Source organism: Pseudomonas sp. 05N432, from assembly GCF_056396945.1.
Map to the genome: position 1 here is coordinate 121,261 of NZ_JBFTMM010000002.1, position 12,750 is coordinate 134,010.

Sequence of the window (12,750 nt, forward strand, 5' to 3'; positions counted from 1 at the left end):
ATGGATTTTGTAGGAGTGCATCGTGCGTAAGTTGACTCAATTGGTTCTCCTGGCAACTGTCCTGGTAGCAACCCCGGCATTTGCCGAAATGAAAATCGCGGTACTGAACTATCAGATGGCCCTGCTGGAGTCTGACGCGGCGAAGAAGTACGCCGTGGATGCCGAGAAGAAGTTTGGTCCGCAGCTGACCAAGCTCAAAGCCCTGGAAAGCAGTGCCAAAGGCATTCAGGATCGTCTGGTAAGCGGTGGCGACAAGATGGCCCAGGGCGAGCGTGAGCGTCTTGAACTTGAATTCAAGCAAAAGGCCCGTGACTTCCAGTTCCAGTCCAAAGAGCTGAACGAAGCCAAAGCCGTTGCTGACCGTGAAATGCTGAAGCAGCTCAAGCCGAAACTGGACAGCGCTGTGGAAGAAGTCATCAAGAAAGGTGCTTTTGACCTGGTCTTCGAGCGTGGCGCAGTGATTGATGTCAAGCCTCAGTACGACATCACTCGCCAGGTTATCGAGCGCATGAATCAGCTGAAGTAATCCATGACAGCGACTATAAAGCTCGGCCAATTGGCCGAGTTCCTCGGGGCCACTCTCCGTGGCTCCGCGGAGAAAGAAATCACTGGGCTGGCCACCTTGCAGGAGGCTGGCCCAGCTCAGTTGAGCTTTCTGGCAAACCCCCAATACCGTAAATATCTGGCCGACAGCCAGGCCGCAGCTGTGTTGCTGAAGGCCGCTGACGCAGAAAGTTTTGCCGGTGATGCGCTGGTTGTGCCTGATCCCTATGCGGCGTATGCCCGGGTCTCCCATCTGTTCGATCCCAAGCCCAAGGCTGCTGCCGGTATCCATCCGACAGCGGTGGTGGCAGTGGACGCAGTGGTTGATCCGGCTGCGAGCATTGGCGCGTTTGCCGTGATCGAAAGCGCTGCGCGAATTGCTGCAGGTGTGACGGTCGGTGCCCACTGCTTCATCGGTGCGCGCAGCGAGATCGGTGAGGGCGGTTGGTTGGCCCCGCGTGTGACGCTGTACCACGACGTACGCATCGGCAAGCGCGTGGTGATTCAGTCCGGTGCCGTGCTCGGTGGTGAAGGCTTTGGTTTTGCCAACGAAAAAGGCATCTGGCAGAAGATCGCCCAGGTGGGTGGGGTATTGATCGGTGACGATGTGGAGATTGGCGTGAATACCGCCATCGACCGCGGTGCGCTGGCCGACACCATCATCGGCAATGGCGTGAAGCTCGATAACCAGATTCAGATCGCCCACAACGTGCAAGTCGGTGATCACACGGCCATGGCGGCGTGCGTGGGGATTTCCGGCAGCACCAAAATCGGCAAGCACTGCATGCTGGCGGGTGGTGTGGGGCTGGTCGGACACATTGATATTTGCGACAACGTATTCCTGACCGGGATGACCATGGTGACTCACTCGATTACCGAGCCGGGTTCCTATTCCTCCGGGACAGCTATGCAACCGGCTGCCGAGTGGCGCAAAAGCGCGGCACGTATCCGTCAGCTCGATGATATCGCGCGACGCCTGCGACAGCTGGAAAAGCGTGTTGGGGACGTGACCCCTGACAGCAATGCTTCATCAGATGGCTGATACCATTTCCATATCAAGTGTGCACAGCCGTTAGACTGCCTCCTTGATTTGCTAGAGGAGTGTGCGTCAGTCGCGCGCTCCCAATCTTTACATAGGCTTCCCCCCGAAATGATGGACATCAACGAGATTCGCGAATACCTGCCTCACCGTTACCCGTTCCTGTTGGTGGACCGGGTAGTGGAGCTGGATGTTGAGGGCAAGCGCATTCGCGCCTACAAGAATGTCAGCATCAACGAGCCGTTCTTCAATGGTCACTTCCCGGCGCATCCAATCATGCCGGGCGTACTGATCATCGAAGCGATGGCTCAGGCTGCCGGGATCCTTGGTTTCAAAATGCTCGACGTCAAGCCTGCCGATGGCACGCTTTACTACTTCGTCGGCTCCGACAAGCTGCGTTTCCGCCAGCCGGTTCTGCCGGGTGATCAGTTGATTCTTGAAGCGAAGTTCATCAGCTGCAAGCGTCAGATCTGGAAGTTCGAATGCCAGGCTTCGGTCGATGGCAAGCCAGTCTGCTCTGCTGAAATCATCTGTGCGGAACGCAAACTATGAGTTTGATTGACCCTCGCGCAATCATCGATCCGACGGCCATTCTGGCCGACGACGTCGAGGTCGGCCCGTGGTCGATCGTCGGCGCAGGTGTGGAAATCGGCGAGGGAACAGTGATCGGCCCGCACGTGATTCTCAAAGGGCCGACACGTATCGGTAAGCACAACCGCATTTACCAGTTTTCCTCGGTAGGTGAGGACACGCCCGATTTGAAGTACAAGGGTGAAGAAACCCGTCTGGTGATCGGTGACCACAATGTCATCCGTGAAGGCGTGACCATTCACCGTGGCACTGTTCAGGATCGCTCCGAAACGACCTTGGGCGACCACAACCTGATCATGGCTTATGCCCATATTGGCCATGACAGCGTTATCGGCAATAACTGCATCCTGGTCAACAACACCGCGTTGGCCGGTCATGTGCACGTCGATGACTGGGCGATCCTGTCCGGCTTTACCCTGGTTCATCAGTATTGCCATATTGGCGCCCACAGCTTTTCTGGTATGGGCACCGCCATTGGCAAGGACGTTCCAGCCTATGTCACGGTGTTCGGCAACCCTGCCGAAGCCCGTAGCATGAACTTCGAAGGCATGCGTCGCCGTGGTTTCAGCGAAGAGGCGATCCACGCATTACGCCGCGCCTACAAAGTGGTTTATCGCCAGGGTTTGACAGTCGAACAAGCGCTTGTCGAGTTGGCCGAGCCGTCGGAAGAGTTCCCGGAAGTTGCGATATTCCGTGACTCCATTCAGTCTTCGACTCGCGGCATCACCCGTTAATCATGGCCAGTCTGCGTATTGCACTGGTGGCGGGCGAAGCCTCCGGCGATATTCTGGGTGCGGGTCTGATGCGTGCGCTCAAGGCACAGCATCCTGCGATTGAGTTCATCGGTGTCGGCGGACCGCTGATGCAGGCTGAAGGCCTGACCTCTTACTTCCCGATGGAGCGTCTGGCGGTCATGGGCCTGGTCGAGGTGCTCGGCCGCTTGCGTGAGCTGTTGGCTCGCCGCAAAAAACTGATCGCGACCCTCATCGCCGAAAAGCCGGATGTTTTCATCGGCATCGACGCTCCGGATTTCACCCTTAACATCGAACTTAAGCTGCGTCAGGCCGGAATCAAGACCGTGCATTACGTCAGTCCATCGGTTTGGGCATGGCGTCAAAAGCGCGTGCTGAAGATTCGCGAAGGCTGCGATCTGATGCTCACGCTGTTCCCGTTTGAAGCCAGATTCTACGAAGAGAAAGGCGTGCCGGTGAGATTTGTCGGCCACTCGCTGGCCGATGCGATTCCCCTTGAGGCTGACCGCTCGGCTGCGCGCGCCGAACTGGGATTACCAGAAGACGACCCGCTGGTTGCGCTGATGCCGGGCAGCCGGGGCGGGGAGGTTGGGCGCCTGGGTGCCTTGTTCCTCGACACCGCCGAGCGTTTGCGGGCCATGCGTCCCGGTGTGCGGTTCGTCATGCCGTGCGCCAGCCCTGAACGCCGCGTGCAGCTCGAAGAGCTGTTGGCTGGCCGTGATTTACCGGTGACCTTGCTCGATGGCCGCTCCCATCAGGCGCTGGCCGCTTGCGACGCGGTGCTGATTGCTTCGGGAACCGCAACCCTGGAAGCCCTGTTGTACAAGCGGCCGATGGTCGTGGCTTACCGCTTGGCGCCGCTGACGTTCTGGATCCTCAAGCGCATGGTGAAAAGCCCTTACATCTCCTTGCCGAATTTGCTGGCTCAGCGTCTGCTGGTGCCCGAGTTGCTGCAAGACGATGCGACCCCCGAGGCATTGGCGCTGACGCTGTCGCCATTGATCGATGGCGGTGAAGAGCAAACCACCGGTTTTGACCAGATTCATCGGACCTTGCGTCGCGACGCCTCGAATCAGGCCGCAGATGCCGTCCTCAATCTGATCGGCAAATCTCAATGAGTAACGTAAAGATGCAAATGGGCCTGGATTTTACCCTCGTCGCAGACGCCGAAGACCTGGTCGCCGGTGTCGATGAGGTCGGTCGCGGCCCGCTCTGCGGCGCAGTGGTGACGGCGGCGGTGATCCTCGATCCGAGCCGGCCGATCCTCGGGCTCAATGACTCGAAGAAGCTCACCGAAGCGCGCCGTGAAAAGCTCTACGACGAAATCCGCGAGAAAGCCCTGAGCTGGTGCATTGCACGTGCCGAAGTCGAAGAAATCGACGAACTGAATATTCTGCACGCTACCATGCTGGCCATGCAGCGTGCCGTCGAAGGCCTGCACATCACGCCGAAACTGGCGATGATCGACGGCAACCGCTGTCCGAAACTGGCCATGCCGGCTGAAGCCGTGGTCAAAGGCGATAGCAAGGTCCCGGCCATCGCAGCGGCATCGATTCTGGCGAAAGTCAGCCGTGATCGCGAAATGGCGGCATTCGAATTGATTTACCCGGGTTACGGCATCGGCGGCCACAAAGGCTACCCGACGCCCGTCCATCTGGAGGCCTTGGCCCGACTGGGGCCGACACCGATTCACCGGCGTTCGTTCGCGCCGGTGCGCCTTGCTTATGAGGCCCGCGAGGGTTTGATCGAGAGCTAGTCTCAAGGCTGATGTTTTTGCCAAGGCCCGGTACAATCCGGGCCTTGTTGTCTTCATGTTTTCAGACAGGATCACTATGCCGGCTTCATTCGTTCACCTACGCCTGCACACTGAATACTCCCTGGTCGACGGTCTGGTGCGGATCAAACCGCTGGTCAAGACCCTGGTCGGCATGAACATGCCTGCCGTGGCGGTCACCGACCAGAACAACATGTGTTCCCTGGTCAAGTTCTACAAAAACGCCATGGGCGCCGGGATCAAGCCGATCTGTGGCGCCGACCTGTGGCTATCGAACAAGGACCCTGACAATCCGCTGAGCCGGATCAGCTTCCTGGCGATGAACGCCGTTGGCTACCGCAACCTCACCGAGTTGATTTCGCGTGGCTTTATCGACGGCCAGCGCAATGGTCAGGTCATCATCGAGCGCGAGTGGGTGGCCGAGGCCAACGAAGGCTTGATCATGTTGTCGGCGGCGAAGGAGGGCGAGATTGGTATCGCCTTGCTCGGTGGCAATCCTGATGAGGCCGAGACTCTGGCCCGTGAGTGGATGGCAATATTCCCGGATCGCTTCTATCTGGAAATCCAGCGCACCAATCGCCCCAACGACGAAGAACAGTTGCACGCCGCTGTGGCCCTGGCTGACAAGATCGGCGCGCCGCTGGTGGCGACCAACGATGTGCGCTTCATCAAGCAGGAAGACTTCGCCGCTCACGAAACCCGCGTATGCATCGGTGAAGGGCGGGCGCTCGACGATCCGCGCCGCTCGAAGAACTACAGCGACCAGCAGTACCTGAAAAGCGCCGAGGAAATGGCCGAGTTGTTCAGCGACTTGCCCGAAGCGCTGGAAAACACCGTTGAAATCGCCAAGCGCTGCAATATCGATGTGAAGCTCGGCAAACACTTCCTGCCCAACTTCCCGATTCCCGATGGCATGACCATCGACGAGTATTTCCGCAAAGTCTCCTTCGACGGCCTGGAAGAGCGCTTGAGCGTTCTGCTGCCCAAGGACACGACCGAAGATTACGAGGCCAAGCGTCAGGTCTATGTCGACCGGTTGAATTTCGAGCTGGATATCATCATCCAGATGGGCTTCCCCGGTTACTTCCTGATCGTTATGGACTTTATCCAGTGGGCCAAGAACAACGGCGTACCGGTAGGTCCTGGCCGTGGGTCGGGTGCCGGGTCGCTGGTGGCCTATGTGCAGAAGATTACCGACCTCGACCCGCTGGAATATGACCTGCTGTTCGAACGTTTCCTGAACCCGGAACGGGTTTCCATGCCCGACTTCGACGTCGACTTCTGCATGGACGGTCGTGACCGGGTGATCGACTACGTGGCCGAGAAATACGGCCGCAACGCGGTAAGCCAGATCATCACGTTTGGTTCCATGGCCGCCAAGGCTGTGGTCCGTGACGTGGCGCGGGTGCAGGGCAAGTCCTACGGACTGGCGGATCGTCTGTCGAAGATGATCCCCTTCGAAGTCGGCATGACCCTGGAAAAAGCCTACGAGCAGGAAGAAATCCTCCGCGACTTCATCAAGGTCGATGAAGAGGCCGCGGAAATCTGGGAGATGGCGCGCAAGCTTGAAGGCATTGTGCGTAACGTCGGCAAGCACGCCGGTGGTGTGGTGATCGCGCCGACCAAGCTGACCGACTTCTCGCCGATCTATTGCGACGAAGAAGGGGGCGGCCTGGTAACCCAGTTCGACAAGGACGACGTCGAGGCTGCGGGTCTGGTGAAGTTCGACTTCCTGGGTCTGCGAACCCTGACCATCATCGATTGGGCGCTGAAAACCATCAACCGCGACCGCGCCAAGGTCAATGAGCCGCCGCTGGATATCGCGTTTATCCCACTGGACGACAAACCGACCTACACGCTGCTGCAAAAAGCTGAAACCACCGCGGTGTTCCAGCTCGAGTCGCGCGGCATGAAAGAGCTGATCAAAAAGCTCAAGCCCGACTGCCTGGAAGACTTGATCGCACTCGTGGCGTTGTTCCGTCCAGGCCCGTTGCAATCGGGCATGGTGGATGACTTCATCAACCGTAAACACGGTCGCGCCGAACTGGCGTACCCGCACTCGGATTACCAGTACGAAGGCCTCAAGCCGGTATTGGCGCCGACCTACGGCATCATCCTGTATCAGGAACAGGTGATGCAGATCGCTCAGGTCATGGCCGGCTACACCCTCGGTGGTGCGGACATGCTGCGTCGGGCCATGGGTAAGAAAAAACCCGAAGAAATGGCCAAGCAGCGTGGCGGCTTTATTGAGGGTTGCGCGACCAATAATATCGATGCCGACCTGGCCGGTAACATTTTCGACCTGGTGGAAAAATTCGCCGGTTACGGCTTCAACAAATCTCACTCTGCCGCCTACGGCCTGGTGTCGTACCAGACCGCCTGGCTGAAAGCCCACTACCCGGCACCGTTCATGGCCGCGGTACTCTCGGCGGATATGCACAACACCGACAAGGTCGTGACCTTGATCGAGGAAGTGCGGACCATGAAGCTGCGCCTCGACGCGCCGGACGTGAACACCTCGGAGTTCAAGTTCACGGTGAACGACGAAGGCCGGATCATTTACGGTCTGGGGGCGATCAAGGGGGTTGGCGAGGGGCCGGTTGAAGCGATTACTGAAGCGCGCCTGGAAGGGCCCTTCAAGGACCTGTTCGATTTCTGCGCCCGGGTCGACCTCAAGCGCATCAACAAACGGACCCTCGACGGGTTGATCCGCAGCGGTGCGCTGGACCGACTCGGCCCGTATTTCCACGACGAACCGAAAGCCTATCAGGCCAACATCGACCGCAATCGCGCCGTCTTGCTGACGGCCATGGAAGAAGCGATCAAGGCGGCCGAGCAGACGGCGCGGACCCACGACAGTGGGCACGCGGACCTGTTTGGCGGTCTGTTTGTCGAAGAAGACGCCGACGTCTACGCCAATCACCGCAAAGCCAAGGAGCTGACGCTCAAGGAGCGCCTGAAGGGGGAGAAAGACACCCTGGGGCTGTACCTGACCGGTCACCCGATTGACGAATACGAAGGTGAAATCCGCCGCTTTGCCCGTCAACGCATCATCGATTTGAAACCGGCGCGTGATACACAGACGGTCGCGGGCATGATCATTGCCTTGCGGGTGATGAAGAACAAGAAGGGCGACAAGATGGGGTTCATCACCCTCGACGACCGCTCGGGCCGGATCGAAGCGTCGCTGTTTGCCGAGGCGTTCCATTCCGCGCAGTCGCTGTTGCAGACTGACGCGATGGTGGTGGTCGAAGGCGAAGTCAGCAATGACGACTTCTCCGGTGGCCTGCGCTTGCGGGTCAAGCGGGTGATGAGCATGGAAGATGCGCGCACCAACCTGGCCGAGAGTCTGCGCCTGAAGGTCCAGACCCAGGACCTCAAAGGCGATCAGCTACGCTGGCTAGGCGAGTTGTTCAAGCGTCACCGCGGTGCGTGCCCGATTACCATGGAGTACACCAGTCCTGATGCCAAGGCCTTGTTGCAGTTCAGCGAGACCTGGCGAATCGATCCGGCGGATGCCTTGATTCAAGCCCTGCGTGACCAGTTCGGGCGAGACAACGTCTTCCTCCAATACCGTTGACGGTCAGGCGCCATTCTTTACCTTTGAAAGCTTGGCCTTGACCTTGACCCAATTTTTAATCTCGACCTGAACGCGCCTGTCCCTTAAGGTAGGGCGCGAATAGACAACCGGCCGGCCCAAGCTCTCTTGGACGTCGACCCAAGACGGACGCCTATGAACCCGAATTTTCTTGATTTCGAACAGCCGATCGCCGACCTGCAAGCCAAGATCGAAGAGTTGCGCTTGGTCGGTAATGACAATTCGCTGAATATCGGCKATGAAATCTCCCGCCTGCAAGACAAGAGCAGCACGCTCACCGAAGACATCTTCGGCAAGTTGACCAGCTGGCAGATCGCGCGTCTGGCGCGTCACCCACGTCGCCCGTACACCCTGGACTACATCGAACACATCTTCACCGAGTTCGATGAATTGCACGGTGACCGTCACTTCTCCGACGACGCTGCGATTGTCGGCGGTGTTGCCCGTCTGGACGACCAGCCGGTGATGATCATCGGCCACCAGAAAGGCCGCGAAGTGCGCGAGAAAGTTCGCCGCAACTTCGGTATGCCGCGTCCTGAGGGCTACCGCAAGGCCTGCCGCCTGATGGAAATGGCCGAGCGTTTCAAAATGCCGATCCTGACGTTCATCGACACCCCGGGTGCCTACCCTGGCATCGACGCTGAAGAGCGCAACCAGAGCGAAGCGATTGCCTGGAACCTGCGCGTCATGGCGCGCCTGAAGACCCCAATCATCGCCACCGTGATCGGTGAGGGTGGTTCCGGCGGCGCACTGGCGATCGGCGTTTGCGACCAGCTGAACATGCTGCAGTACTCGACCTACGCGGTGATCTCGCCGGAAGGTTGTGCCTCGATCCTGTGGAAAACCGCCGAGAAGGCACCGGATGCCGCTGAAGCGATGGGCATCACCGCCGAGCGCCTGAAAGGCCTGGGTATCGTTGATAAAGTGATCAGCGAGCCACTGGGTGGCGCGCACCGTGACCCGGCTGCAGCTGCTGCCTTGATCCGTGCCGAGCTGAGCTCGCAACTGGCGATGCTGAAGAAGTTCGACAACGACGCGCTGCTGGCCCGCCGTTACGAGCGTCTGATGAGCTACGGTCTCTGATCTGACCTCGCTGTACCCATGTGGGAGCGAGCCTGCTCGCGATGGCGGCCTGACATTCAACACATCCGTTGGCTGTTGAACCGCTATCGCGAGCAGGCTCGCTCCCACATTTGATTTGTGCGGAGTGATCGATATGCGACAGCCCACGATTGATCTGCCTGACAGGCTTCTGCTGAATCTAGCTCCTTGGCGCACCGCGCCAACCTGGCGTGTCGCCTTCTCCGGTGGTCTCGACTCCACCGTTCTGCTGCACCTTCTTGCGCAACTCGCAAAAAAACATTCCCTGCCTGAACTCAAAGCCATTCACATCCATCACGGCCTCCAGGCTGCGGCTGATGCGTGGCCGGAGCATTGTCAGTCGGTGTGTGATGCTCTGGGTGTGCCGTTGGAGGTTGTTCGCGTTCAGGTCCTGCCTGGTGCGAGTCTTGAACGCGCAGCTCGTGAGTCGCGGTATGGCGCCTTTGTCGAGGCCACCGAAACCAATGAGCTGCTACTGACGGCGCAGCACCGAGACGATCAGGCCGAAACCCTTTTGTTCCGTCTGTTGCGCGGAGCAGGGGTGAGAGGCTTGTCGGCGATCCCGTCGCAGCGTCCATTGGGGCGTGGTTTTTTGCTGCGGCCGTTGCTGGAGGTCTCGCGGGCCGAACTCGAAGCCTATGCCGTCGAGCATCAGTTGAGCTGGATCGAGGATCCGTCGAACGCCGATCAGCAGTTTTCTCGCAATTACCTTCGCCAGCAGATTTTTCCAGCGCTGACTCAGCGTTGGCCGCAGGCCGTGACCACCATTGCCCGCAGTGCTGCGCATTTGAGTGAAGCGCAGGGGCTGCTCGATGATTTGGCCGAGATAGATCTGGTATCCGCCGCAACGGTCAGCGAGTTCGATTGGCTGGGTGTGCCGTCGCTGGAAATGGCTGCGCTTGAAAAGCTTTCCGCCGCCCGCCAGCGCAATGCCCTTAGCCACTGGCTGGCGCCGTTGACGCGGATGCCGGACAGTGACCATTGGTCGGGTTGGGAAAATTTGCGCGATGCAGTGACGGATGCGCGGCCGATCTGGCGCCTGGCAGACGGTGAATTGCATCGTGCGAACGGGCGAATCTGGTGGTTGTCCGGCCATTGGCTGAACCTCCCCGAGCCGGCTCCGCTTTGGCCTGATCCGTCGGTGGCACTGCTGCTGCCGGACAACGGCCGGTTGACCTTCAGCGGGACCATTCCTGCCGGCGTATTAAGCGTGCGCTACCGGCAGGGCGGTGAAATCATGCATTTGCCGGGGCGCGGGCATCGCGACCTCAAACGTTTGCTCAATGAAAGCGGCCTGCCGCTGTTTGCCCGTGGCAGATTGCCGCTGCTCTTCTGCAATAAACAATTGCTCGCGGTGGCAAACCTGCGTGGGCTCGACGGTAGTGCGGGGGGAAACGGTCTTTTGCGGTGGCAGCCAGCGATCAACGATCAAGGTTTGAGCTGAAAGGGGCTTTCCGGTAGACTACGCTCCCTTCTTGATACAACTTCTGTGGATTCAGCTGAATTGCAGGAGTTGCCGATTACCAAGCAGTCTTTGCTGGGCGATTCCAAAAAATGTGTAGCGAGCAACGTACCGGTGATTCTTCTTCCGGTCTGTCCCAACGCGGCGGTTTTTTTGAAAGATGCACTGTAATTAATGCAGGTGATCGGGGGCTTCGGCCTTCCTTCGCTTTCCCCGGCGGCTCGGACCGCTTTAACGCAGACTTCTAGGGTTTTTCATGACGCGCTACATATTCGTCACGGGCGGTGTTGTTTCTTCATTGGGGAAAGGCATTGCATCGGCTTCATTGGCGGCCATCCTGGAGGCGCGGGGACTTAAGGTCACCATGCTCAAGCTGGACCCGTACATCAACGTTGACCCGGGCACCATGAGCCCGTTCCAGCACGGTGAAGTGTTCGTCACTCACGACGGCGCCGAGACCGACCTGGACCTGGGCCACTACGAGCGGTTCATCCGCACGACCATGACCCAGAACAACAACTTCACCACCGGCCGTGTCTACGAGCACGTCCTGCGCAAAGAGCGCCGTGGTGATTACCTGGGCGCAACCATCCAGGTGATTCCGCACATCACCGACGAAATCAAGCGCCGCATCATCAAGGGTGCAGGCGATGCCGACGTGGCGATGGTCGAGATCGGTGGCACCGTGGGTGACATCGAATCCCAGCCGTTCCTCGAAGCCATCCGTCAATTGCGTTTCGAAGTCGGCGCCAAGCGCGCGATGCTGATGCACCTGACTCTGGTGCCGTACATCGCCACTGCCGGCGAAACCAAAACCAAGCCAACTCAGCACTCGGTCAAGGAGCTGCGTTCCATCGGTCTGCAGCCAGACGTGCTGGTATGCCGTTCCGACCACCCGATCGATATCTCTTCACGTCGCAAGATCGCGCAGTTCACCAACGTTGAAGAACGTGCGGTCATCGCGCTGGAAGACGCCGACACCATCTACAAAATCCCGGGCATCCTGCATTCCCAGGGCCTGGATGATTTCGTCGTCGAGCGTTTCGGCCTGCAATGTGGCGGCGCCGATCTGTCTGAGTGGGAAGCCGTGGTCGATGCCAAGCTCAACCCTGAGCACGAAGTCACCATCGCCATGGTCGGCAAGTACATGGAGCTGCTGGACGCCTACAAGTCGCTGATCGAAGCGATGAGTCATGCCGGCATCAGCAACCGTACCAAGGTCAACCTGCGTTACATCGACTCCGAAGACATCGAGAACCAGGGCACCGCGCTGCTGGAAGGCGCTGATGCGATTCTGGTTCCTGGCGGCTTCGGTCTGCGTGGCGTGGAAGGCAAGATCACCGCCGTTCAATACGCTCGCGAAAACAAGGTTCCGTACCTGGGTATCTGCCTGGGCATGCAAGTCGCCGTGATCGAATTCGCCCGTAACGTGCTGGGCTGGAAAGACGCCAACTCCACCGAGTTCGATCGCACCAGCGGTCACCCGGTCGTGGGACTGATCACCGAGTGGGAAGATGCCACCGGTGCCGTCGAAACCCGTTCCGAATCGTCCGATCTGGGCGGCACCATGCGTCTGGGTGCTCAGGAGTGCCTGCTGGAAGCCGGCTCCCTGGTCCACGATTGCTACGCCAAGGACGTGATCGTCGAGCGTCATCGTCATCGCTATGAAGTGAACAACAAGCTGCTGCCGCAACTGATCGAAGCCGGTCTGAAAATCTCCGGTCGTTCCGGTGACGGTGCGCTGGTTGAAGTGGTTGAAGCGCCGAACCACCCATGGTTCGTTGCTTGCCAGTTCCACCCGGAGTTCACCTCGACTCCGCGCGACGGCCACCCGTTGTTCAGCGGCTTCGTCAAAGCAGCTTTGGCTCAACACCAGAAGAAGGCTTGAAC

10 protein-coding genes are annotated in these 12,750 nt (G+C 59.0%); all 10 read left to right on the plus strand.

Annotated elements, in window-relative coordinates; all coding sequences use genetic code 11:
• Positions 1-22: 22 nt before the first annotated feature.
• The 10 genes from AC1DHT_RS02840 (at position 23) to AC1DHT_RS02885 (ending at position 12,748) form a co-directional block, all read left to right on the plus strand.
• The gene (locus tag AC1DHT_RS02840; RefSeq protein ID WP_427534602.1) at positions 23-526 is read left to right on the plus strand and encodes an OmpH/Skp family outer membrane protein; all 504 of its coding nucleotides are present in this window, start codon (positions 23-25) and stop codon (positions 524-526) included.
• Between the two features lie 3 nt (positions 527-529).
• Positions 530-1,585: a UDP-3-O-(3-hydroxymyristoyl)glucosamine N-acyltransferase gene (gene lpxD / locus AC1DHT_RS02845; protein WP_427547197.1), complete on the plus strand. Its 1,056-nt coding sequence runs from the start codon at positions 530-532 to the stop codon at positions 1,583-1,585.
• Positions 1,586-1,693: 108 nt separating this feature from the next.
• On the plus strand, positions 1,694-2,134 hold the full coding sequence (gene fabZ, locus AC1DHT_RS02850; RefSeq protein WP_007978374.1) for a 3-hydroxyacyl-ACP dehydratase FabZ: 441 nt from the start codon (positions 1,694-1,696) through the stop codon (positions 2,132-2,134).
• Positions 2,131-2,907 (plus strand): acyl-ACP--UDP-N-acetylglucosamine O-acyltransferase, encoded by a 777-nt coding sequence (lpxA, locus tag AC1DHT_RS02855; protein WP_427547200.1) that lies wholly within the window; start codon positions 2,131-2,133, stop codon positions 2,905-2,907. Before fabZ ends, lpxA begins: the two co-directional genes overlap by 4 nt.
• Before the next feature lie 2 nt (positions 2,908-2,909).
• Positions 2,910-4,043 (plus strand): lipid-A-disaccharide synthase, encoded by a 1,134-nt coding sequence (lpxB, locus tag AC1DHT_RS02860; protein WP_427547203.1) that lies wholly within the window; start codon positions 2,910-2,912, stop codon positions 4,041-4,043.
• 11 nt (positions 4,044-4,054) lie between these two features.
• Positions 4,055-4,681 carry a ribonuclease HII gene (gene rnhB, locus AC1DHT_RS02865; RefSeq protein WP_427547204.1) on the plus strand — a complete coding sequence of 209 codons (627 nt, stop codon included), beginning with the start codon at positions 4,055-4,057 and terminating at the stop codon, positions 4,679-4,681.
• 76 nt (positions 4,682-4,757) lie between these two features.
• The gene (gene dnaE, locus AC1DHT_RS02870; protein WP_442114453.1) at positions 4,758-8,279 is read left to right on the plus strand and encodes a DNA polymerase III subunit alpha; all 3,522 of its coding nucleotides are present in this window, start codon (positions 4,758-4,760) and stop codon (positions 8,277-8,279) included.
• Positions 8,280-8,432: 153 nt separating this feature from the next.
• Complete coding sequence (locus AC1DHT_RS02875; RefSeq protein WP_477761225.1) at positions 8,433-9,380, plus strand: acetyl-CoA carboxylase carboxyltransferase subunit alpha; 948 nt, start codon at positions 8,433-8,435, stop codon at positions 9,378-9,380.
• Between the two features lie 133 nt (positions 9,381-9,513).
• Positions 9,514-10,842, plus strand: a complete 1,329-nt coding sequence (tilS, locus tag AC1DHT_RS02880; protein ID WP_427544625.1) for a tRNA lysidine(34) synthetase TilS — start codon at positions 9,514-9,516, stop codon at positions 10,840-10,842.
• A gap of 274 nt (positions 10,843-11,116) precedes the next feature.
• The gene (locus AC1DHT_RS02885) at positions 11,117-12,748 is read left to right on the plus strand and encodes a CTP synthase (RefSeq protein ID WP_054595921.1); all 1,632 of its coding nucleotides are present in this window, start codon (positions 11,117-11,119) and stop codon (positions 12,746-12,748) included.
• Positions 12,749-12,750 lie beyond the last annotated feature (2 nt).